Raw genomic sequence first — 20,855 nt, forward strand, 5'->3', positions numbered from 1 at the left:
CCGAGGAGCCTTCGATGACCAGCACCGACCAGACGCCGCGCAAGGGTGGGAACAAGGGCAAGGGCGGCAGCCGGAACCCGCTGAGCCCGCCGGTTCAGGAACTCGACACCGGCTCGGCCATCGCCTTCATCGGCCACCCGGTCCATGCGATGCTGGTGCATTTCCCCATCGCCTTCGCCATGGTCGTGCTGGGCTTCGACGTCCTTTACTGGGTGTTCGGCGATCCCTTCTTCGCCCGCGCGGCGACCTGGGCGGTGGGCGGCGGCTTCCTTGCGGGCGTGATCGCCAGTCTCGTCGGCTTGGCCGAGGTGCTGCTGGTCCCCGGCATCCGCCTGCGCGGCGCGAGCTGGAGCCATGCGGTCGCGGCGCTGACCTTTCTGGCCGTGATCGGCGCGAACTGGGGTCTGCGGCTGGACGGCACCCGGCCGATCCTGCCCGACGGGCTGTTCCTGTCGATCCTGGGCGCGCTGACGGTGGGGGTGGCCGGCTATCATGGGGGCAAGCTCATCTTCGATCATGGTGTCGGCATCATGGTTGCGTCCGACGACTGAAGGCCCAGCGTCTCTGCCAGGGCGCCAGGCTGGAACAGGTCGGGCGCAAGCCCCGACCATTCCAGCGGCGGCTTCATCAGCACCATCAGCAGGATGCCGATCGCGCCCACCCCGATCAGTCCGTTCAGCAGGATCGCCCGGCCGGGGGTCAGGCGCAGTTCGCGCGGGTTGACCTCGCCCTCCGGGTCCTCCTCGACCGGGTCGTCGGCGAAGACGCGGACCATGGTGCGAGCGCAAAGCACGTGGCCCGCACCCAGCAGCACGACAAAGCCCAGCTTGGCGGTGAACCAGGGCGAATAGGTTTCCCGCAGGAAGATCAGCCCGATGCCGGAACTGATCGCCAGCACCGCGGCGGGCGAGACCAGCCCGATATGCAGCATCCGCCCTATCGCATGCAGCCGGTGCAGCGCGCGCTGGCCGCCGCGCCGGGTGATTCCGCGCCGCTGCGCCATCAGCCAGGGCAGGGCGATCAGCCCGCCGACCCAGACGGCGATGGCGCCGACATGGATGAACTTCACAAGGCCCAGAAAGGCATCCGAGTTGAGGATGTCCCGCACCGCGTCGATGAAGGCCGGAATCACCGGGGCGCTTTCGCAGGCTCGGGCGCGGCCTCGTCGGCAAGGCGGGCGACCTGCCACAGCAGCGCGGCCATATAGGGCAGGGCGCCCACGACCCACATCAGCAGGCCGGCGAACTGCTGGTCCGCAAGCGGGCTCAGGCCCCAGGCCTCGGTTGTCAGAAGATGTGCGCCGTAAAGCGGCTGGCCCGCAAACAGGATGATGGCCCCCAGCATCCCCATCTGAACAAAGGTTCCGCCTGCGGCGACCGCCGCGGCGCCGCGGTCGGGGGACAGGATATGCAGCCACACGGCAGCCGCGCTTCCGGCCAGCGTCGCCTGCATCAGCCAGTAGCCCGGCGTCGTCGCCAGCGCCCAGGCATAGGGTCCGGGCGCGTGCCAGGCCCACATCGCCCCGGCATGCAGCAGGATCGCGGCGCCGACGCCCACGATGCGCATCCGGTCCCGCAGCGCAGGGGCCAGCCCCAGCAGCGCCAAGGGGACGATGACGGCAGAGAGCAGCACATGATGGACCACCCGCGCCGAGAACAGCGCCGAGGTCAGGTTGCACAGCGGCGAGACGAAGACCACCACTGCAAGCGCCCAGGCTGACCAGCCGAACGCGTCCTTGCCGTGGCGATACAGCGCCGCGGCCCACAGGCCCAGCGCGACTAGCAGCACGGGGTCGAGGTTCCATGCGCCCATCAGCGTCGCCGGGGTTGGCGGGACGCCGCAATAGGCGATCGGGTTCAATTGATCGGTCTGCATGTTCCCCTCGCCTCGGACCTGATACCGGTCACAGAAGGAACATGGGGTGGCCGGAACGGTTCCGGTCGGAATCAGGGAAAACGCCTTGGCCTGTGGCCCGGCCGCATCACCAGCGCAGGACGACGCTGCCCCAGCTCATCCCGCCGCCGATGGCCTCGGTCACGATGACGTCGCCCGGTTTCAGCTTGCCTTCCGTGTCGGCGACCGACAGCGCCAGCGGGATCGACGCGGCCGAAGTGTTGCCGTGGTCCGCGACCGTCAGGATCACCTTGTCCATCGGAAGCTGCATCTTCTGCGCGGTGGCGGTGATGATCCGCAGGTTCGCCTGATGCGGGACCAGCCAGTCCACGTCGCCGGGCGTCAGTCCCGCCTTCTCCAGCACCCGCTTGGCGGTGGCGGCCAGCTTCTCGACCGCGTGGCGGAACACCAGGTTGCCCTGCATTCGCAGCATCCCCACCGTACCCGTGCGGCTGACGCCGCCGTCCACATACAGCAGTTCGCGCAGGTTGCCGTCGCTGTTGAGGTCGGTGGCCAGAACGCCGCGGTCGTCGCTGGTACCTTCGGTATCCACCCCTTCCAGGATGACCGCGCCCGCGCCATCGCCGAACAGCACGCAGGTGCCGCGGTCGGTCCAGTCCATGATGCGGCTGAAGGTCTCGGCCCCGATCACCAGCACGCGATCGGCCTGGCCCGACCGGATCAGCCCGTCAGCATTGGCCAGCGCATAGACGAAGCCCGCGCAGACCGCCTGGATGTCATAGGCAAAACCGCGCTGCATCCCCAGGCCCGCCTGCACGATGGTGGCGGTCGCCGGGAAGGTCAGGTCGGGGGTCGATGTCGCGACGACGATGGCGTCGATGTCCTCGGCCGTCATGCCGGCGCGGTCCAGCGCCTGCCGCGCAGCGGCGATGGCGAGGTCCGAGGTGAACTCTGCTTCAGCCGCGAAATGGCGCCGCTCGATCCCCGTGCGCGAGCGGATCCATTCGTCCGTTGTGTCGAGCGTCTGCTCGAAATGGCTGTTCTCGACCACGCGCTCGGGCAGGTAATGCCCGGTTCCGCGCACTACCGACCGACGCATCATGCCCCCGTCCCCGATTGCTGGGCAGGATGCGCGCCCTCGGCCGCCGCCTGTTCGTTGGCCTGCGCCACGCGGGCGGCAAGCCGGTCCTGAAAGCCCGACTGCGCCAGCTTGAAGGCCAGCTTGATCGCGGCCGAAACGCCGGTCGCATCGGCCGAGCCATGCGATTTCACCACGGTGCCGTTCAGCCCGAGGAACACGCCCCCGTTCACCCGGCGCGGATCGATGCGCTTCTGCAGCCGCTTCAGCGAGGTCATGGCGAGAACGGCGGCGAACTTGGACATGATGGAATTGGCGAAGGCGTCCTTGAGGAAGTCGCCGACCAGCTTGGCCGTCCCCTCGCCAGTCTTCAATGCGATATTCCCGGTGAAGCCGTCGGTGACGATCACATCCACGCGGGCGCTCATCAGGTCGCCGCCCTCGACGAAGCCGACATAATCGACATTCGCCGGCTCGGCCGCGGCGGCGATCAGGGCGTGCGCTTCCTTCAGTTCAGGGCGGCCCTTGTGATCCTCGGTGCCCACGTTCAGCAGGCCGATGCGCGGGCGTTCCAGACCAAGGCCGTTGCGCGCGTAGGATGCGCCCATCATCGCATATTGCAGCAGGTCGGTGGCCTCGGCCTTGATGTCGGCGCCCACGTCCAGAATGACGTTGAAGCCCTGCGGCCCGCGCGAGGGCCACAGCACCGCGATCGCAGGGCGGTTCACGCCGGGCAGCTTGCGCAGGCGCAGGGTGGACAGGGCCATCAGCGCGCCGGTGTTGCCGCAACTGACCGCGACGGTCGATTCGCCCTCGCGCACCGATTCGATGGCCGACCACATCGAGGTGGCCTGCGCGGAACGGATCACCTGCGCGGGCTTGTCGTCCATGCGGACGACGCCGCTCGCGTCCCGGATGTCGCAGCGTTCGGCCAGTCCCTTGCGGCGGCCGATCAGGCGTCGCAGCTCGGCTTCGGGGCCGTGGACGATGAAGCGGATGTCAGGGTTCTTCTCGGCGCTTTTCTCGATGCCCGCGACAACGGCGGCGGGGCCGCGGTCGCCACCCATCGCATCGACCGAAATCACCACCGGGCCTGAGACGCGGGGGCGCGACGGGTCTGCCTTGGAAAGCGTGGTCGTCATCGCACCCTGCGGTCAGCGTGTTCAGGCCGCGTCGTCGTCCAGGTCGATGTCCGCCGCCTGCGCGACGACCTCACGGTCGGCGTAATGACCGCAGGAGGGGCAGACATGGTGCGGGCGCTTGAGTTCGCCGCAGTTCGAGCATTCGTTGGGGTTACCCGCGACCAGCGCGTCATGCGAGCGGCGCATGTTGCGGCGGGACCGGGTGACTCGGTTCTGGGGGACGGCCATGGGACAACCTTCGGTGGCAGAGGGTCGGGAGGGAATCCTGTCCCGACCGGCAAGTGTTTCGGATCGAACCGCGCAGATACGGCACAAACCCGTATTCCGCAAGGCCAAAGGCCGGTTGCGGTCAACCTGGCGTCAATTGTCCTTGCGTTGCAGAAGATCCGCAAGCCCCTGAAACGGACGGCGGCTGTTGTCGTCCCCATCAGCGGGATCGGTCGCGTTTGCGGGCAACTCGGCCCCTTCGGCGCGGGGATAGGGGGGCAGCGCCAAGGCCAGCGCCTCGACCAGCACCTCGCCCGCGTCAATGGCGGGGCCGAGCGGCTCGACCTCGTCGTCGGGCATCTCGACCTCGTCGCTTTCAGGCTGGGTGACATGGGGGGAATAAAGGCGGCGCACCGGCTCGTCGATCTTGCTGCGGACGGGGGCCAGCGTCACTACGCAGGGCTGCTGGACACGGGCGGTGACACGGCCCTCCAGCAGCCAGGCATCGTTCGGGGCGGCGGTGATCGTGGCCACCAGCCGCACCTCGGGCGGGGCAGTCAGCCCAAGTTCGGCGGCAATCCGCTGACGGGCGGGTTCGTCGGGCACCAGGTCGATGTGGTTCGGCTGGCGCGGATTCAGCTGCGACAGGCGCAACCTGTGGGAAAATGGGGCGGAGGACATGATCTTGCCTTTGTCGGCAGGGCGTTGCGCCCCGATGTTCTTGAGCGGCGTTGCCGAGTTTGCTAAGCGGGTCGGACGCCGTCAACCGGAACCCGGCAAAGGGACGGGACGCGGCGGAAGAAGTGGCCGATCCTGCGCGACGGGCGGGCCCGAACGAGGGAAGGTGTCCCGATGTCCATGACCCGCCGGCGAGCGATCGCCCTGGCCCTTGCGGTGCCCATTGTGGCCGCAGCGGGCTGCACGCGGATGTATCGCAACCACGGCCATGTGCCCAGTGATGACGAACTTGCGGCCGTCGTCGTCGGCCAGACCAGGCGCGACGACCTGGAATACCTTGTCGGCCGCCCGGGCTCTCAGGGCGTCCTCACGGGATCAAGCTGGTATTACGTCGGCTCGCGCTGGGAACGCTACGGGCTGAGGGAACCGCGCGAGATTTCCCGCGAGGTGGTTGCCATCAGCTTCGACGAAGGGGGCACGGTCACCAATGTCGAACGCTTCGGCCTGGAACGCGGCCGTGTCGTCACGCTGTCGCGGCGCGTGACCGACACGGGCGTCGAGGGCTCGGGCTTCCTGCGGCAAATCCTGGGCAACGTGGGCCGGGTGAATGCCGGCGACCTGCTGGATTCCGCCCGCTGATTCGGGGCTCAGGCCGGGGCCGCTTCCGCGCCTTCGGGGACAAAGCGTATCGCCACCCCGTTGATGCAGTAGCGCAGCCCCGTGGGCGGTGGCCCGTCGGGAAAGACATGGCCCAGATGCGCGTCGCAGCGCTCGCAGCGGACCTCGGTGCGGATCATCCCGTGGCTGCGGTCGCGGTGTTCCTCGATCGCGCCGCCCGCGTGGGAAAAGCTGGGCCATCCGCAGTGGCTTTCGAACTTCTGGTCGCCGTCGAACAGCCGGGCGCCGCAGCAGGCGCAGGCGTAATGGCCCGCCCCCTTGGGGAAGCCGGGATGGGAAAACGGCCGTTCGGTTCCGGCCTGCCGGGTGACGTGATAGGTGGCGGGGTCGAGAAGTTCGCGCCATTCGGCGTCGGTGCGGGTGATCTTTTCAGCCATGTCGGGTATCCCTGTTGCGGTTGTCCTCACATTTAAGCTCGGATCATGGCGGAACAAGAACGCGGAACGGGGCCGGGATGCAGGGGTTGATCCACGCGGGCGGACCCGCCCGCGCCAACAGGGGTGGGGGGATGCCGGAACTGCACAAGGGCCGCTACCGGGTCCGTCCCGCGCTGGGCGAGGATGACCTGCGCGCGGCCCAGCGACTGCGCTGGCTGTGCTTCATCGGGGACCGTCACGGCATGGATGACCCCGATGCGCGGGACGCCGATGCCCATGACGCGCTGTGCCGGCACCTGCTGATCGAGGACAGCCGCAGCGGCCAGCTTGCCGGCTGCTTTCGCCTGCTGGACCTGGAGTCGGGCGCCGACATCGACAGCAGCTATTCCGCGCAGCATTATGATCTGGAGCGCCTTCGCGCCTTTCCCGCGGCCATGATCGAGATCGGCCGCTTCTGCGTCCATCCGGCTCATTCCGGTTCCGACATCCTGCGGACAGCCTGGGCCGCGCTGACCCGCCATGTGGATGCCGCCGGGGCCGGGCTGCTGTTCGGCTGCTCCTCGTTCCCAGGCACCGACGCGGCAGGGTATGAGGATGCCTTTGCCATGCTGCGCGACTGTCACCAGGCGCCGCCGCGCTGGCTGCCGCGGATGAGGGCGCCCGAGGTGGTGCGTTTTCCGCCTCCGCCGCGCCGGCCGGATGCAAGCCGGGCAAGGGCGACGATGCCGCCCTTGCTGCGAAGTTATCTGACAATGGGCGGCTGGGTCAGCGATCACGCGGTCATGGACCGGGCGCTGGGCACGATCCATGTCTTCACAGGGATGGAGGTCAGCGCCATTCCGTCATCCCGCGCCCGCGCCCTGCGGTTGCTGGCGGGCTAGATTGCCTTGCGGGAAAGCGGGGGCTTCGCGCCCCGCGGGGTATTTCGATCCAGAAAGAAGAACTGGCGGCGGGCCACGGTTGCTGGCCGAATCCACCACGGCTAGAAGCGCCGGATGACCGGATTTTCCTTCACCCTGAACGCGACGGACGGGCGTGCCCGCGCCGGCCTCATCCAGACCCCGCGCGGCGAGATCCGCACCCCCGCCTTCATGCCCGTGGGCACCGCCGCGACCGTCAAGGCGATGCTGCCCGAAAGCGTGCGCGCCACCGGCGCCGACATCCTGCTGGGCAACACCTATCACCTGATGCTGCGGCCCGGTGCCGGGCGCATCGCGCGGCTGGGGGGCCTGCACCGCTTCATGAACTGGGACCGGCCGATCCTGACCGACTCGGGCGGGTTCCAGGTGATGAGCCTTGCGGACCTGCGGAAGCTGACCGAGGAGGGCGTGACCTTCGCCAGCCACGTCGACGGCTCTCGCCATTTCCTGTCGCCGGAAACCAGCATGGAGATCCAGCGGCTGCTTGGGTCCGACATCGTCATGGCCTTCGACGAATGCCCCGCGCTGCCCGCAACGCATGAACGGCAGGCCGAGGCGATGCGGCTGTCCATGCGCTGGGCGCAGCGGTCGCGCGATGCTTTCGGCGACCGCCCCGGCCATGCGCTGTTCGGGATCATGCAGGGGGGTGTCGAACGCGATCTGCGCGAGGAATCCGCCGAGGCCCTGCGCCGCATCGGCTTCGACGGCTATGCCATCGGCGGCCTTGCCGTGGGCGAGGGGCAGGAGGCGATGTTCGGGGTGCTCGACTACGCGCCCGAACTGCTGCCCAGAGATAAGCCGCGCTACCTGATGGGGGTGGGCAAGCCCGACGACATCGTGGGTGCAGTGCAAAGGGGCGTGGACATGATGGACTGCGTTCTGCCTTCGCGCTCGGGGCGCACGGGACAGGCTTGGACGCGGCGCGGGCAGGTCAACATCAAGAACGCCCGCCACGCCGACGACCCGCGGCCCTTGGACGAGCGTTGCACCTGTCCCGCCTGCACGGGCTATTCCCGCGCCTACCTGCACCATGTCTTCCGCGCCGGAGAAATGATCTCGGGGATGCTGCTGACCTGGCACAACCTGCATTATTATCAGGAGATCATGCAGGGGATGCGGGACGCCATCGCAGGGGGCACGCTGGATAACTGGATTGCGGGTTTCCACGCCGTCAGGGCACAGGGCGACATCGAGGCAATCTAGCGGTTGCGCGGCGGGCGGGGGCGATAGACCGGCAGGCTCCAGCCGAAGATCATGCTGCCGACGCGCAGGATCATCGTGACCGCGCCGCACAGCACCACGGCCATGGAGCGGTCGAGACCGAGCCAGATCAGCACGACCGCCGTCAGCGCACCGCCGAAGGCGGCGGTGATGTAAAGCTCGCCCTGTTTCAGGACCATCGGCAACTCGTTGCCGACCACGTCGCGCATCAGCCCGCCGAAGGTGCCGGTGACGACGCCCATCAGCACCACAATCACCGGCGAGACTCCGGCGGCCAGCGCCACGCCGACGCCTGCCGGCACCGCCACGGCCAGCGCAAAGGCGTCGAGCCAGCGCAGCCATTGCTGGCGGCTTTCGACCAGATGCGCCGTCCAGAAGACCAGCAGCGCCGCCGCTGCCGCCAGCAGGATCAGCGAGGGCCGGTCTACCCAGAAGACCGTCGCCCGGTTCAGGATCAGGTCGCGCAGCGTGCCCCCGCCCACGGCCGTCATCGTCGCCATGAAGATGAAACCCACCGGGTCAAGCTGCAGGCGGCTCGCCACCAGCGCCCCGGTGAGCGCAAAGACCAGAGCCGAGGAATAATCCAGCAGCCAGACCAGCGCCGGCAGGTTCGCCCCGATCAGGATGCCCTCGGTCACTTGAAGGGCGCCATGCCGGCACGGGCCAGTTCATCCGCGCGCTCGTTTTCCGGGTGCCCGGCATGGCCCTTGATCCAGGCCCAGGTGACCTGGTGGCGGTTGCGGGCCTCGTCCAGCCGCTGCCACAGGTCGGCGTTCTTCACGGGCTTGCGGTCCGAGGTCTTCCAGCCGTTCCGCTTCCAGCCATGAATCCAGCCGGTGACGCCGTTCTTCACATAGGCCGAATCGGTGGTGATGGTGATCGTCGTAGACCGGCTCAGGGCTTCCAGCGCGGCGATGGCGGCCATCAGTTCCATCCGGTTGTTTGTGGTGGCGGGCTCGCCGCCCGAAAGCTCGCGTTCCTTGACCACCCGCTCGCCATCCTGCGCGCGCATCAGCACCCCCCAGCCGCCGGGGCCGGGATTTCCGCTGCAGGCGCCGTCGGTCCAGGCGAAAAGCTCGGTCATCATGAATCTCCAAGGCGCGTCTTAGCGGTGAAGCAAGACGGGCGGCAACTCCCGCCGCAGGTTCTTCTTTGTTCAAACATCCTCGTGGGCTTGCGAGCGCCCGGAAAACAGTCCGGCGGGCTGTTTTCCGCGAGCGAGGGTCAACAGCCGAGCGGGGGGCGAAGCGCCCCCGATAGGGCGGCTCAGCCCGGCACGGCCTCGCGCAACACGCGCGGCACCTTGAACTCGACCCGCTCGCGCGCCGTCTCGACCAGTTCCACGCTCAGGTCGTAGCGGTCGGCAAAGGCGGCGATGACCTCGTCCACCAGCACCTCGGGCGCGCTCGCCCCCGCCGTGACGCCGACCGAACGGATGCCTTCCAGCGCCCGCCAGTCGATGTCGGTTGCCCGCATGACAAGCTGGGCATAATCGCAGCCCGCGCCGCGTCCGACCTCGACCAGCCGCTTCGAATTGGAACTGTTGGGCGCCCCGATCACCAGCAGCGCGTCGATCAGGGGCGCGATGGCCTTGACCGCCGCCTGCCGGTTCGTCGTCGCATAGCAGATGTCGTCCTTGGCCGGTCCGACGATGGCGGGAAACCGCGCCTGCAGGGCCGCCACGATCTGCGCGGTGTCGTCCACCGACAACGTCGTCTGGGTGATCCAGGCGAGCCGTTCCGGGTCGCGTGGCGTTATCTGCGCCACGTCCTCGACCGTCTCGACCAGGATGACCTCACCCGGCGGAAGCTGGCCCATGGTGCCCAGCACTTCGGGGTGGCCGGCGTGGCCGATCATCACCATCTGCAACCCTTCGGCATGGTGCCGCTCGGCCTCGATATGAACCTTGCTGACCAGCGGGCAGGTCGCGTCCACGAAGACCATCTCGCGCCGCCGCGCCTCGGCAGGCACCGATTTCGGCACGCCATGGGCCGAAAAGATCACCGGGCGGTCGTCGGGCACCTCGTCGAGTTCCTCGACAAAGACCGCGCCCTTGTCGCGCAAGCCCTCCACGACGAAGCGGTTGTGCACGATTTCGTGGCGCACATAGACCGGCGCGCCCCATTTCTGCAGCGCAAGTTCCACGATCTGCACGGCGCGGTCCACGCCCGCGCAGAATCCGCGCGGCGCGGCAAGGTAAAGGGTCAGGGGCGGCTTCATGTCCATGCCCGTCAGATACAACGCGCGTGCCCCAAGGTCCATAACGGCCCCGTCCTTGACCTCGGCCGCCCCGGTGGGGCAACTGTCCCCGCCGGACAGCCGTGAGAGGGACCATGCAGCGCAGCGGATTGCTGATCATCATTTCGTCGCCCTCGGGCGCGGGCAAGTCCACGCTCGCCCGCAGGCTGATGGAATGGGACCCGACCCTGCGCTTCTCGGTTTCCGCCACCACCCGCCCCCCGCGTCCGGGCGAGGTCGAGGGGCAGCATTACTATTTCATGGACAAGCCCGCCTTTGACGAGATGGTGGCGCAGGACGAGATGCTGGAACATGCCGAGGTCTTCGGCAACTGCTACGGCACCCCCCGCGCGCCCGTGGAACTGGCGATGGCCGAGGGCCGCGATACCATCTTCGACGTGGACTGGCAGGGCGGGCAGCAGATCCGGGCATCGAGCCTCGGCTCGCAGGTCGTCTCGATCTTCATCCTGCCGCCCAGCCTGCCGGAACTGGAACGCCGCCTTCGCGGGCGCAACCAGGACAGCGACGACGTGATCGCCCGGAGGATGCTGAAAAGTCGCGACGAGATCAGCCACTGGGCCGAATACGACTATGTTCTGGTCAACGACGACATCGAGGCGGCCGAGTCCAACCTGCGCGCGATCCTGACGGCCGAGCGGCTGCGGCGCGAGCGGCGCCCGGCCTTGGGCGGTTTCGTGCGAAAGCTGATGGAGGAAGCGGCATGATCTGGGAACTCGACGGGGTGGCCCCCGAACTGGGGCAGGGCGCATGGGTCGCGCCCGACGCGCAACTGATCGGCCGCGTCGTGCTTGAAGACGAGGCGAGCGTCTGGTGGGGTGCCGTCCTGCGCGGCGACAACGAGGAAATCCGCATCGGCCGCGGCTCCAACGTGCAGGACGGCTGCGTCTTCCACACCGACCCCGGCCTGCCGCTGCGGATCGGCGCGGATGTGACGGTCGGCCACAAGGCAATTCTGCACGGCTGCACTGTCGGTGACGGCGCGCTGATCGGCATGGGCGCGACGGTGCTGAACGGCGCCGTGATCGGCGCGGGCGCCCTGATCGGCGCCGGGGCGCTGGTCGCCGAAGGGAAAGAGATCCCGCCCGGCGCGCTGGTGATGGGAGCGCCGGGGCGCGTCATCCGCCAGCTCGATGAGGCAGCCATCGCCAGCCTGCGCGAATCCGCCGCCCGCTACCGGGCCAATGCCGCCCGCTTCCGCGCGAGCCTGCGGCGAGTGGACTGAGGGCAGACCGTGGAAAGCGTCGCGCTCCACCAGATCGGCGACGCTGTTCCGGTGGCGATGCTGGTCGTGGATCACAATGCCCGCGTGATGACCGCGAACGCTGCCGCTGTCGCGATGCTGGGGGCGGGCCTGACCGACCGGCCCTTCGTCACCGTGCTGCGCCAGCCGCTCATCAACCGCGCCGTTGACCAGACCCTGGCGCCGACACAAGCGCAGGAGCCTGCCTCGACCCGGCTCTCTGCCACGATCAGGGCACGGGGACGAGAGCAGAACTGCATCGTCACCGTCTCGCCCCTGACCGTGCGCGGGCGGCGCGGCGCGGTTGTGGTGCTGGAGGACACCACCGGCGTCGAGCAGGCCGAACAGATGCGCCGCGATTTCGTGGCCAATGTCAGCCACGAGCTGCGCACACCGCTGACCGCGCTGATGGGCTTCATCGAGACCCTGCGCGGCCCGGCCCGCGACGATGCGGCGGCGCGGGAACGGTTCCTTGCGATCATGGACCGCGAGGCCGGGCGGATGAACCGGCTGATCGGCGACCTTCTGTCTCTCAGCCGCGTCGAACAGGAAGAGCGGCGGCGCCCGGTCGAGCGGCTGGACCTTGCCGCGCTGGTGCGCGGCGCTTGCGCGACCCTGGCGCCCACGGCCAAGGCGGCCAACCAGACCCTGCGCCAGATCGACAAGGGCCTGACCGCCCCGGTCGCGGGCGACCCCGACCAGATCCAGCAGGTGCTGCACAACCTGATCGAGAATGCCATCAAGTACGGCAGCCGGGCCCAGTCCGGCGGAGAGGTCCGCGTGACCCTGTTCCACGTCCCGCATGAACCCGTCCTGCGCGGCCCCGGCTGGGCCGTCGAGGTCGCCGACGACGGCGAGGGCATCGACCACGTCCACCTGCCGCGCCTGACCGAACGTTTCTACCGCGTCGACACCCACCGCTCGCGCGAGAAAGGCGGTACGGGGCTGGGTTTGGCCATCGTCAAACACATCGTCGCCCGCCACCGGGGACGGCTGAAGATCGACAGCATGAAGGGGCAGGGCAGCCGCTTCACCGTGATCCTGCCGGAATGGGTGCCGCCGGGGTCGGGCAGCAAGCAAGGCCGGGGCGGCTGACGGCGTACCGCTGGTCAGGGGATGATGCCCCCGACCCATTGGCCATGCACCCACCCGAGACCGGGGCCGGACAACTGCCGCGCGGGTCCGGTGCGCCGGCAGGCATCGGCCTGATCGATTGGCCGTCTGGAACCTTTACCTCCAGCCAGTCGCCCTGACCGCCGAAGATGGTCACGCAGTCGGCGTTGTGAAGCTGTCCGATCCGGCGGTGCTGCGCGCCCGGCCGCGAGCGGACGGCAAGAAAGCCGTCACCATCCGATCTCAGCCCGATGACCGTCCCGGCCATGCAATTGGCCACCTGTCCGTCCGAGCCATCTTCAAAGATCGGCACACATCCAGCATCTGCGCCGGGACAGGCGCGGCGGAGAGGCTCGTCAGGATGGCAGGCGGAGCGGCGATCAGGCAGGGAAGGATGGGCGCACGCATCGAAGCCTCCCGCAGATGGTTCCTTCAAGGGATGGTCGCTTCGCCCCGGTGAGGCTGTCAAGGTTTCACCCTGCTCGCACAGGGGCATAGCGCCACTGGAATGCCAGCAGGTCAGGCGTGGTCCGGCACATCGCCCCGGATCGCGCGGGCGAAGGCCGCGCGATAGAGGTCCGACAGCTCGGCCAAGGGCGCCGAGTCGGCGCCCAGCGTGACCCGCTCGCCGCCGAAGCGGCCGACTTCGGCGATCTCGATGCCGGCGGCGCGGGCCGCGTCCATCAGGCTGCCCGCATCCGCCGCAGGGGCGGCGATGAGGTAACGGGCCTGATCCTCTCCGAACAGCGTGGGAATGTCGGCGGCGTCCAGCGTGACGCCCATGCCCGCCGTCTCGGCCATCTCGAAGGCGGCGAGCGCGAGACCGCCGTCCGCAAGGTCACTCGCGGCGCGCACATGGCCGCGGTGAGCCAGCAGGAACTCGCCATGCCGTCGCTCGGCGGCCAGATCGACCGGAGGGGCATCGCCCGCCTCGATCCCCCAGACCTCGGCGGCCAGCGCCGACTGGCCCATGTGGCCGCGGGTGACGCCGATGACCAGCGCGAGGTCGCCCTTGTGGGGCAGCCCGCCGATCAGGTCGTCCAGCGTCTCGATCAGGCCGACCGCCCCGATGGTGGGGGTGGGCAGGATCGCCTGTCCGTCGGTCTCGTTGTAAAGGCTCACGTTGCCCGACACGATGGGGAAGTCGAGCGCGCGGCAGGCCTCTCCGATGCCTTTGATGACGCCGACGAACTGGCCCATGATCTCGGGCTTCTCGGGGTTGCCGAAGTTCAGGTTGTCGGTCGCGGCCAGCGGCCTCGCTCCGCAGGCGATCAGGTTGCGCCAGGCCTCGGCCACCGCCTGCTTGCCGCCAACGACGGGGTTCGCCTTGACGTAACGCGGCGTCACGTCGCTGGTGAAGGCCAGCGCCTTGTTCGTGCCATGGACCCGCACGACGCCCGCACCGAGGCCCGGCTTGCGGATCGTGTCGCCACCGACCTGCGTATCATACTGCTCCCATACCCATGCCTTGCAGGCGTAGTTGGGCGAGCCGATCAGCGCCTTCAGCGCCGTGATGGGCGCGATTTCGGGCAGTTCGCCCAAAGGCTCGGGCGCAGGGGTTTCCACCCAAAGACGATCGTATTCCGGCGCGCTGGACGACAGCTTGGACAGCGGCAGGTCGGCCATGACCTCGTTGCCATGCAGGATCAGGAAGCGGTCTTCCTCATTGGTCTCGCCCACGATGGCGAAGTCGAGGTCCCATTTCTCGAAGATCGCCCGCGCCTCGGCCTCTTTCTCGGGCTTCAGCACCATGAGCATCCGCTCCTGGCTTTCGGACAGCATCATCTCGTAGGCCGTCATCGCGGATTCGCGCTGGGGCACGTGGTCCAGCACCAGCTTGATGCCGAGGCCGCCCTTGTCGCCCATCTCGACGGCGGAACAGGTCAGCCCCGCCGCGCCCATGTCCTGGATCGAGATCACCGCGTCCGTCGCCATCAGTTCAAGGCAGGCTTCCAGCAGGCATTTCTCGGTGAAGGGGTCGCCGGCCTGCACGGTCGGGCGCTTGTCCTCGATCGTGTCGTCGAACTCGGCCGAGGCCATGGTCGCCCCGCCCACGCCGTCGCGGCCCGTCTTGGCGCCCAGATAGACCACCGGCATCCCCACGCCCGAGGCCGCCGAATAGAAGATGCGGTCCGCATCCGCGAGACCCGCCGCAAAGGCGTTGACGAGGCAGTTGCCGTCATAGGCAGGATGAAAACGGACCTCTCCGCCGACGTTCGGAACGCCGAAGGCGTTGCCATAGGCGCCAATGCCTTCGACCACGCCCTTGACCAGATGCGGCGTGCGGGGATGTTCGGGACGACCGAAGCTCAACGCGTTCATCGCGGCAATGGGACGGGCGCCCATGGTGAAGACATCGCGCAGAATGCCGCCGACGCCGGTCGCGGCGCCCTGATGCGGTTCGATATACGAAGGGTGATTGTGGCTCTCCATCTTGAAGACCACCGCCTGCCCGTCTCCGATGTCCACCACGCCCGCGTTCTCTCCGGGGCCGCAGATCACCTGCGGGCCGGTGGTGTGCAGCGTCCGCAGCCATTTCTTCGACGATTTATACGAGCAATGCTCGTTCCACATCGCCGAGAAGATGCCGAGTTCCGTATAGCTTGGCTCGCGCCCGATGATATCAAGGATGCGCCGGTATTCGTCGGGCTTCAGCCCATGCGCGGCGACCAGCTCGTCGGTGATGGCAGGTTCGTTCTGCATGGCGCGGCCCTCTTGCTGCGGTTCGGCGCCTTCTAGGCCGGACGGGGCGCAAGTGGAAGATGAGCAACCCTTGCCGCAACGCAGAAAAAAAGCCGGGCACGAGGCCCGGCCAAGTCCAACAGGGAGGTTGAAGCGACGGCAGGCGAGCCTGTGTCCCTTCATTGTCCAATTAGCGACCAAACTGCCGGGTTTTCAAGATTAACGAAGCTTAATTGTGGCAATGCCGCCATGCGAAGGTTGCATGACGGCAACAATTCGCTGATGTTCAGCTTTCTTCCTGGTTGCGGCGCATGGCGGTAATCTCCTCAAGGACGAAGTCGCGGAATGCTGCAACGCGGCGCGAGGTGCGCAACTCTTCGGGGAAAGCTAGGAACACCGGAACCTCGCTTGATTCGACATCGGGCAGGACCCGGACCAGATACGGCATCTCGTGTTCCATGTAGTTCGGCAGGATGCCGATTCCCACATGGCTCAGCACTCCCTGCAGCACGCCGAAGTAGCTGTTGACCAGCAACGTGGTGCTGCCGTGCTGGGCCAGCAGTCCCTGTGCCAGAACCGCCCCGGCATGGACCTGCGGCGTCGTGGGATTCTGGCAGATCAGGCGGTGCGTTGCCAGTTCCTCGACCTTCTGCGGCAGGCCCATGCGTTCGGCATATTCGGGCGAGGCGTAAAGCCGCATGCGGATGTTCAGCAGCCGCCGCCGGATCAGGTCGGCCTGGCTGGGTTCCTTCATCCGAATCGCCACGTCAGCCTCGCGCATCGGCAGGTCCAGCACCCGTTCTTCCAGCAGCAGGTCGATCTTGAGATCGGGATAGCGCTCGTAGAGCTTGGCCAGTCGCGGCACCAGCCATAGCGTGCCGAAGCCGGTGGTGGTCGTCACCTTCAGCTCGCCGAAGACATGTTCCTCGCTGTCGCGGATGCGGGCGGCGGTGGTGTCGAGCTTGCGGTTCATGGCCTTGGTGGCGTCGAACAGCATCTCGCCCTGTTCGGTCAGGATCAGCCCGCGGGCATGGCGGTGGAACAGGGTTGTGCCAAGCCCCTCCTCAAGCGCGCGGATCTGCCGACTGACCGCCGACTGGGACAGGTGCAGAACGTCGCCCGCATGGGTCAGGCTGCCCGCTTCTGCAACGGCATGGAAGATGCGCAGCTTGTCCCAGTCCAACGGGTTCATACCTTGGTGCATCCCTGCCATGCGTTCTGCGCAACTGATAGACGCAAGGCGGGGAAGAACAAAGGTCTTTATCGGTCAACGTAACTGACCTATATTGGCGTCCAGCCGTCCAGCTTTGAGAGGAAGCACGATGAGCATCCAGGACATCACCCTTGCCGACCGCTTCGACCTGACCAAGCGCCATGTGCTGCTGAACGGCACGCAGGCACTGGTGCGGCTGATGCTGATGCAGGCGGCGCGCGACAAGGCTGCCGGACTGAACACGGCGGGTCTGGTGACGGGCTATCGCGGCTCTCCGCTGGGCGGGGTGGACCTGCAGATGATGCGGTCGAGGAAGCTGCTGGAGCCTGCGGACATCCTGTTCCAGCCCGGGCTGAACGAGGATCTGGCCGCGACCGCGATCTGGGGCAGTCAGCAGGCGGAACTGCGTGGCGAGGGCAAATACGACGGCGTCTTCGCGCTGTGGTATGGCAAGGGTCCGGGCGTGGACCGTTCCGGCGACGTGATGCGGCATGGCAACATGGCGGGCTCGTCGAAACATGGCGGCGTCGTCATGGCGATGGGGGACGACCACACCGGCGAATCATCGACCGTGCTGCACCAGTCCGACTGGGCGATGGTGGACGCCTATATCCCCGTCCTGTCGCCCGCGGGCGTGCAGGAGATCCTGGACTTCGGCCTTTACGGCTGGGCGCTGAGCCGCTTCGCGGGCGTCTGGACCGGCCTCAAGACCATGAAGGACACGGTCGAGGCGACAAGCGTCGTGGATGGCGACCCCTTCCGCATGAGCTTCGTGACCCCCGACGACTTCGCCATGCCCGAAGGTGGGCTGAACATCCGCTTGGGCGACACGCCGGTGGCGCAGGAAGCGCGGATGATCGACTACAAGCGTTTCGCAGCCGAGGCCTTCGCCCGCGCGAACCGCATCGACCGCCGCGTCTGGGGCAAGCCCGGCGCGAAGATCGGCATCTGCGCCGCCGGAAAGAACTGGCTCGACGTGGTCCATGCCCTGTCGCTGCTGGGGCTGGATCAGGCCGAGGCGGAACGGCTGGGCATCACCACCTACAAGATCGGGCAGACCTGGCCCTTGGACATGACCAGCTTCCACGAATGGGCCGAGGGGCTGGACCTCATCATCGTGGTCGAGGAAAAGCGCAAGCTGATCGAGGTGCAGGTCAAGGAGGCGATCTTCGACGACCGCCGCGGCCGCCGCGTCTATGGCTGGCACAAGGGCGACACCTGGGAACACGGGCGCAGGCTGGAGCTGTTCCCGACCCGCTATGCCCTGGACCCGGTGCTGATCGCGCAGCGGCTGGGCGACATCCTGATCGAGGAAGGCCGTCGCACCGACCGGCTGGAAGCCATGCTGTCGAAGCTGGCCGAGACGCGCCGCAACGACAACGCCCCCGAGGTCGCCACGCGGACGCCGTGGTTCTGCTCGGGTTGCCCGCACAACAGTTCGACCAAGGTGCCCGAGGGCAGCCGCGCCTATGCGGGGATCGGCTGCCACTACATGGTGCAATGGATGGACCGGGAAACCACCGGCTTCACCCAGATGGGCGGCGAGGGCGCGAACTGGATTGGCGAGGCGCCGTTTTCCCAGCGCCCCCATGTGTTCCAGAACCTCGGCGACGGAACCTACAACCATTCCGGCAGCCTTGCGATCCGCGCCGCGAAGGCGGCGGGCACCAACATCACCTACAAGATCCTGTTCAACGACGCCGTCGCCATGACCGGCGGCCAGCCGAACGAGGGCGAACTGACCGCCCCCCAGATCGTGCGCGAGTTGCAGGCGATCGACGTGCCCGTGGTGCTGGTCTACGACGAGAAAGAGGAAATCGACCGCGACCTGTTCCCCAAGGGACTGCGTTTCGAGGAACGCGCGAACCTGATGGAGGTGCAGCGGGAACTGTCGCAGCAGCCCGGCGTCACGGCCATGGTCTATGTCCAGACCTGCGCCGCCGAAAAGCGCCGCCGCCGCAAGAAGGGCAAGTTCGCCGATCCCGACCGCCGCGTCTGGATCAACCCCGAGGTCTGCGAGGCCTGCGGCGACTGCTCGGTGCAGTCGAACTGCGTCTCGGTCGTGCCCTTCGACACCAAGCTGGGCCGCAAGCGCGCCATCGACCAGTCGTCCTGCAACAAGGATTACAGCTGCGTCAAAGGCTTCTGCCCCAGCTTCGTCAGCGTTTCGGGCGGCAAGCTGAGGAAGCCCGCAGCCGAGGCGCTGCATCTGCCGGACCTGCCCGCGCCTGCGCTGCCGGCGATCAATGGCACCCACAACCTTGTCATCACCGGCGTGGGCGGCACCGGCGTCGTGACCATCGGCGCGGTGCTGGCGCAGGCCGCGCAGCTTGACGGCAAGGGCGCGGGGATGATGGAGATGGCGGGCCTCGCCCAGAAGGGCGGCGCGGTCCACATCCACCTGCGGCTGGCGAACGATCCCGCCGACATCAGCGCCATCCGCGTCGCGGTGGGCGAGGCCGACGCCATCATCGGCGGCGACCTTGTGGTCACGGCGGGGGCCAAGACCATCGGCCTGATGACCGGCACCCGCACCGGCGCCGTGGTCAACGAGCACGAGATCATCACCGGCGAGTTCACCCGCGTCCGCGACTTCCGCGTGCCCGCCGACCGGCTGAAGATGTCGCTGCAGGCGCGTCTGGGTGAGAAGGTATTCTTCCTCGACGCCTCGAAGCTGGCCGAGCGGTACCTGGGCGATTCGATCTATTCGAACATGCTCATCACCGGGGCGGCCTGGCAGCAGGGGCTGATCCCGCTGTCCGAGGAAGCGATCCTGCGCGCCATCGACCTGAACGGCGCCAAGGCCGAGGAAAACAAGCGCGCCTTCCACATCGGCCGCTGGGCGATCCTTCACCCGGAACAGGCCGCGCCTGCGCCCGTCAACGTGGAACGCTTCGATCCCGTCGCCTATCGGGCGAACCGGCTGGTCGGCTATCAGGGACCGAAGCTCAAGCGCCGCTTCCTCAAGCTGGTGGACATGGCACCTCCCGAACTGCGCGAAACGGTGGCTGAAAGCTTCTATCGCCTGCTGGCGGTCAAGGACGAATACGAGGTCGCCCGCCTGCACCTGACCACCACCGAGGGCGTGGCCCGGACCTTCGAGGGCGACACCAAGCTGACCTTCCACATGGCGCCGCCGTTCATGGGCGGCAAGGACCCGGAAGGGCGGCCAAAGAAGCGCGAGTTCGGGGCGTGGATGCTGCCGGTGTTCCGCACGCTGTCCTCGCTGCGCGGCTTGCGCGGCACGCCGCTGGACGTCTTCGGCTGGCAGGCTGAACGCCGCCATGAACGCGCGCTCGCCCGTCAGTATGAGCAGGACATGGCCGAGGTGCTGCCCAAGGTGACGCCCGCGACGATCGAGATCGCCCGTGAACTCGCCGCCCTGCCACAGCAGATCCGCGGCTATGGCTTCATCAAGGACGCGGCGGCCGAAAAGGCGCAGGTGCGGCGGGACGAGTTGCTGGCGGCCTTCCGCGCCGGGGGCTGGCCGTCGCTGCCCGAGATGCGGATCGCGGCCGAGTGAAGTGAAGGCCGGGCCTTGCGGCTCGGCCTGCCTCTGGCGGGGATATTTGACCGAAGAAGAAAACCGGGGGCTTCGCGGCCTCCGGTTTCCTGATTTCAGACGGCGGCCTGCCTTCCGCGCGAGAGGGCGGCGACGCCGGTGCGGGCCACCTCGGCCAGTCCCAGCGGGCGCATCAGTTCGGCAAAGGCATCGAGCTTCTCAGACGTGCCGGTAATCTCGAAAACGAAGCTTTCCAATGTCGAATCAACCACTTTCGCGCGGAAGATGTCGCTTATTCTCAGCGCCTCGACCCGCTTCTCGCCGCCGCCGATCACCTTGAACAGGCCCAGCTCGCGCTCGACCGAAGGCCCCTCGACGGTCAGGTCGTGGACCTCATGCACGGGCACGATGCGGCCAAGCTGCGCCTTGATCTGCTCGATCACCTCTGGCGTGCCCCGCGTGACCAGCGTGATGCGGGACCGGTGGCCGGTATGATCCACCTCGGCCACGGTCAGGCTGTCGATGTTGTAGCCGCGCCCCGAGAACAGACCGATCACGCGGGCAAGCGCCCCCGCCTCGTTGTCCACGATGATTGCGAGCGTGTGCCGTTCCTCGCCTGCCGCATGGTAGTCGCGCAGGTCATAGGCGGAATGGCTGGATGCGCCGCGTTCAAGTTTCAGTGCCGACATGA

22 protein-coding genes are annotated in these 20,855 nt (G+C 67.7%); 8 read left to right on the forward strand and 14 right to left on the reverse strand.

The genetic code is table 11. The annotated features are described in order from the left end of the window. Positions 1–14 precede the first annotated feature (14 nt). Positions 15–551, forward strand: a complete 537-nt coding sequence (locus JGR78_RS02200; RefSeq protein WP_182791440.1) for a DUF2231 domain-containing protein — start codon at positions 15–17, stop codon at positions 549–551. Here the strand turns inward: JGR78_RS02200 and JGR78_RS02205 are convergent. The 6 genes from JGR78_RS02205 to JGR78_RS02230 all read right to left on the reverse strand — a co-directional run bounded on the left by JGR78_RS02205 (position 515) and on the right by JGR78_RS02230 (position 4,962). Beyond that, positions 515–1,132 (reverse strand): CopD family protein, encoded by a 618-nt coding sequence (locus JGR78_RS02205; protein WP_182803932.1) that lies wholly within the window; start codon positions 1,130–1,132, stop codon positions 515–517. The genes JGR78_RS02200 and JGR78_RS02205 overlap by 37 nt on opposite strands. Beyond that, complete coding sequence (locus JGR78_RS02210; protein ID WP_182791438.1) at positions 1,129–1,875, reverse strand: cytochrome c oxidase assembly protein; 747 nt, start codon at positions 1,873–1,875, stop codon at positions 1,129–1,131. Before JGR78_RS02210 ends, JGR78_RS02205 begins: the two co-directional genes overlap by 4 nt. Before the next feature lie 106 nt (positions 1,876–1,981). Next, positions 1,982–2,956, reverse strand: a complete 975-nt coding sequence (locus JGR78_RS02215; RefSeq protein WP_182803934.1) for a beta-ketoacyl-ACP synthase III — start codon at positions 2,954–2,956, stop codon at positions 1,982–1,984. Beyond that, on the reverse strand, positions 2,953–4,074 hold the full coding sequence (gene plsX, locus JGR78_RS02220; RefSeq protein ID WP_182791436.1) for a phosphate acyltransferase PlsX: 1,122 nt from the start codon (positions 4,072–4,074) through the stop codon (positions 2,953–2,955). The genes JGR78_RS02215 and plsX overlap by 4 nt, the downstream gene beginning before the upstream one ends. Before the next feature lie 21 nt (positions 4,075–4,095). Further along, a complete protein-coding gene (rpmF, locus tag JGR78_RS02225; protein WP_182791435.1) occupies positions 4,096–4,302 on the reverse strand; it encodes a 50S ribosomal protein L32 in 207 nt (68 codons plus the stop codon). A gap of 132 nt (positions 4,303–4,434) precedes the next feature. After that, complete coding sequence (locus JGR78_RS02230) at positions 4,435–4,962, reverse strand: DUF177 domain-containing protein (protein WP_182803936.1); 528 nt, start codon at positions 4,960–4,962, stop codon at positions 4,435–4,437. Between the two features lie 171 nt (positions 4,963–5,133). Here JGR78_RS02230 and JGR78_RS02235 point away from each other — a divergent pair, with 171 nt between their 5' ends. Next, positions 5,134–5,598 (forward strand): outer membrane protein assembly factor BamE, encoded by a 465-nt coding sequence (locus JGR78_RS02235; RefSeq protein WP_182791433.1) that lies wholly within the window; start codon positions 5,134–5,136, stop codon positions 5,596–5,598. Positions 5,599–5,606: 8 nt separating this feature from the next. Here the strand turns inward: JGR78_RS02235 and msrB are convergent, their stop codons facing one another. Continuing rightward, on the reverse strand, positions 5,607–6,014 hold the full coding sequence (gene msrB, locus JGR78_RS02240) for a peptide-methionine (R)-S-oxide reductase MsrB (protein WP_182791432.1): 408 nt from the start codon (positions 6,012–6,014) through the stop codon (positions 5,607–5,609). Positions 6,015–6,145: 131 nt separating this feature from the next. On the opposite strand from msrB, the gene JGR78_RS02245 reads away from it, so the two are divergent. Together JGR78_RS02245 and tgt are read left to right on the forward strand one after the other, a co-directional pair. Further along, positions 6,146–6,895, forward strand: coding sequence for a GNAT family N-acetyltransferase (locus JGR78_RS02245; protein WP_182804007.1), 750 nt, complete (start codon positions 6,146–6,148; stop codon positions 6,893–6,895). A 114-nt stretch (positions 6,896–7,009) separates the two neighbouring features. Then, positions 7,010–8,137 carry a tRNA guanosine(34) transglycosylase Tgt gene (gene tgt, locus JGR78_RS02250; RefSeq protein WP_182803938.1) on the forward strand — a complete coding sequence of 376 codons (1,128 nt, stop codon included), beginning with the start codon at positions 7,010–7,012 and terminating at the stop codon, positions 8,135–8,137. On the opposite strand, the gene JGR78_RS02255 is transcribed toward tgt, so the two are convergent. From JGR78_RS02255 to ispH, 3 genes are all read right to left on the reverse strand, one after another. Beyond that, on the reverse strand, positions 8,134–8,793 hold the full coding sequence (locus JGR78_RS02255) for a trimeric intracellular cation channel family protein (RefSeq protein ID WP_234450823.1): 660 nt from the start codon (positions 8,791–8,793) through the stop codon (positions 8,134–8,136). The two genes, tgt and JGR78_RS02255, sit on opposite strands and share 4 nt — an antisense overlap. Then, positions 8,790–9,239 carry a ribonuclease HI gene (gene rnhA / locus JGR78_RS02260; protein WP_182803940.1) on the reverse strand — a complete coding sequence of 150 codons (450 nt, stop codon included), beginning with the start codon at positions 9,237–9,239 and terminating at the stop codon, positions 8,790–8,792. The genes JGR78_RS02255 and rnhA overlap by 4 nt, the downstream gene beginning before the upstream one ends. A gap of 182 nt (positions 9,240–9,421) precedes the next feature. Beyond that, on the reverse strand, positions 9,422–10,381 hold the full coding sequence (gene ispH / locus JGR78_RS02265; protein WP_182804009.1) for a 4-hydroxy-3-methylbut-2-enyl diphosphate reductase: 960 nt from the start codon (positions 10,379–10,381) through the stop codon (positions 9,422–9,424). Between the two features lie 107 nt (positions 10,382–10,488). On the opposite strand from ispH, the gene gmk reads away from it, so the two are divergent. The 3 genes from gmk to JGR78_RS02280 are packed head-to-tail and all read left to right on the forward strand — an operon-like array spanning position 10,489 to position 12,749. Beyond that, complete coding sequence (gene gmk / locus JGR78_RS02270; RefSeq protein WP_182791537.1) at positions 10,489–11,118, forward strand: guanylate kinase; 630 nt, start codon at positions 10,489–10,491, stop codon at positions 11,116–11,118. After that, on the forward strand, positions 11,115–11,636 hold the full coding sequence (locus JGR78_RS02275; protein ID WP_182791429.1) for a gamma carbonic anhydrase family protein: 522 nt from the start codon (positions 11,115–11,117) through the stop codon (positions 11,634–11,636). The genes gmk and JGR78_RS02275 overlap by 4 nt, the downstream gene beginning before the upstream one ends. A 9-nt stretch (positions 11,637–11,645) precedes the next feature. Then, the gene (locus JGR78_RS02280; protein WP_182803942.1) at positions 11,646–12,749 is read left to right on the forward strand and encodes an ATP-binding protein; all 1,104 of its coding nucleotides are present in this window, start codon (positions 11,646–11,648) and stop codon (positions 12,747–12,749) included. Here JGR78_RS02280 and JGR78_RS18545 read toward each other — a convergent pair. The 3 genes from JGR78_RS18545 to JGR78_RS02295 form a co-directional block, all read right to left on the reverse strand. Further along, positions 12,685–13,263, reverse strand: coding sequence for an SH3 domain-containing protein (locus tag JGR78_RS18545; protein ID WP_182791427.1), 579 nt, complete (start codon positions 13,261–13,263; stop codon positions 12,685–12,687). The genes JGR78_RS02280 and JGR78_RS18545 overlap by 65 nt on opposite strands. A 23-nt stretch (positions 13,264–13,286) precedes the next feature. Beyond that, a complete protein-coding gene (gene purL / locus JGR78_RS02290) occupies positions 13,287–15,470 on the reverse strand; it encodes a phosphoribosylformylglycinamidine synthase subunit PurL (protein ID WP_182803944.1) in 2,184 nt (727 codons plus the stop codon). A 265-nt stretch (positions 15,471–15,735) separates the two neighbouring features. Continuing rightward, positions 15,736–16,632, reverse strand: coding sequence for a LysR family transcriptional regulator (locus JGR78_RS02295; protein WP_182804012.1), 897 nt, complete (start codon positions 16,630–16,632; stop codon positions 15,736–15,738). Between the two features lie 139 nt (positions 16,633–16,771). Here JGR78_RS02295 and JGR78_RS02300 point away from each other — a divergent pair, with 139 nt between their 5' ends. Further along, positions 16,772–20,185, forward strand: a complete 3,414-nt coding sequence (locus JGR78_RS02300; RefSeq protein ID WP_182803946.1) for an indolepyruvate ferredoxin oxidoreductase family protein — start codon at positions 16,772–16,774, stop codon at positions 20,183–20,185. A 95-nt stretch (positions 20,186–20,280) separates the two neighbouring features. Here the strand turns inward: JGR78_RS02300 and ilvN are convergent, their stop codons facing one another. Then, positions 20,281–20,853, reverse strand: coding sequence for an acetolactate synthase small subunit (gene ilvN, locus JGR78_RS02305; protein ID WP_182791423.1), 573 nt, complete (start codon positions 20,851–20,853; stop codon positions 20,281–20,283). Positions 20,854–20,855 lie beyond the last annotated feature (2 nt).

Origin of the sequence: Paracoccus sp. MC1862, assembly GCF_016617715.1 — a bacterium.
Taxonomy (GTDB): Bacteria; Pseudomonadota; Alphaproteobacteria; order Rhodobacterales; family Rhodobacteraceae; genus Paracoccus.

Coding starts and splice junctions, on each gene's coding strand:
- plsX (WP_182791436.1), bottom strand. CDS start 4,074: ATGACGACCACGCTTTCCAAGGCAGACCCGTCGCGCCCCCGCGTCTCA.
- JGR78_RS02275 (WP_182791429.1), top strand. CDS start 11,115: ATGATCTGGGAACTCGACGGGGTGGCCCCCGAACTGGGGCAGGGCGCA.
- JGR78_RS02235 (WP_182791433.1), top strand. CDS start 5,134: ATGTCCATGACCCGCCGGCGAGCGATCGCCCTGGCCCTTGCGGTGCCC.
- JGR78_RS02215 (WP_182803934.1), bottom strand. CDS start 2,956: ATGATGCGTCGGTCGGTAGTGCGCGGAACCGGGCATTACCTGCCCGAG.
- JGR78_RS02245 (WP_182804007.1), top strand. CDS start 6,146: ATGCCGGAACTGCACAAGGGCCGCTACCGGGTCCGTCCCGCGCTGGGC.
- purL (WP_182803944.1), bottom strand. CDS start 15,470: ATGCAGAACGAACCTGCCATCACCGACGAGCTGGTCGCCGCGCATGGG.
- rnhA (WP_182803940.1), bottom strand. CDS start 9,239: ATGACCGAGCTTTTCGCCTGGACCGACGGCGCCTGCAGCGGAAATCCC.
- JGR78_RS18545 (WP_182791427.1), bottom strand. CDS start 13,263: ATGCCCCTGTGCGAGCAGGGTGAAACCTTGACAGCCTCACCGGGGCGA.
- rpmF (WP_182791435.1), bottom strand. CDS start 4,302: ATGGCCGTCCCCCAGAACCGAGTCACCCGGTCCCGCCGCAACATGCGC.
- JGR78_RS02230 (WP_182803936.1), bottom strand. CDS start 4,962: ATGTCCTCCGCCCCATTTTCCCACAGGTTGCGCCTGTCGCAGCTGAAT.
- msrB (WP_182791432.1), bottom strand. CDS start 6,014: ATGGCTGAAAAGATCACCCGCACCGACGCCGAATGGCGCGAACTTCTC.
- ispH (WP_182804009.1), bottom strand. CDS start 10,381: ATGGACATGAAGCCGCCCCTGACCCTTTACCTTGCCGCGCCGCGCGGA.
- JGR78_RS02200 (WP_182791440.1), top strand. CDS start 15: ATGACCAGCACCGACCAGACGCCGCGCAAGGGTGGGAACAAGGGCAAG.
- tgt (WP_182803938.1), top strand. CDS start 7,010: ATGACCGGATTTTCCTTCACCCTGAACGCGACGGACGGGCGTGCCCGC.
- ilvN (WP_182791423.1), bottom strand. CDS start 20,853: ATGTCGGCACTGAAACTTGAACGCGGCGCATCCAGCCATTCCGCCTAT.
- JGR78_RS02300 (WP_182803946.1), top strand. CDS start 16,772: ATGAGCATCCAGGACATCACCCTTGCCGACCGCTTCGACCTGACCAAG.
- JGR78_RS02210 (WP_182791438.1), bottom strand. CDS start 1,875: ATGCAGACCGATCAATTGAACCCGATCGCCTATTGCGGCGTCCCGCCA.
- gmk (WP_182791537.1), top strand. CDS start 10,489: ATGCAGCGCAGCGGATTGCTGATCATCATTTCGTCGCCCTCGGGCGCG.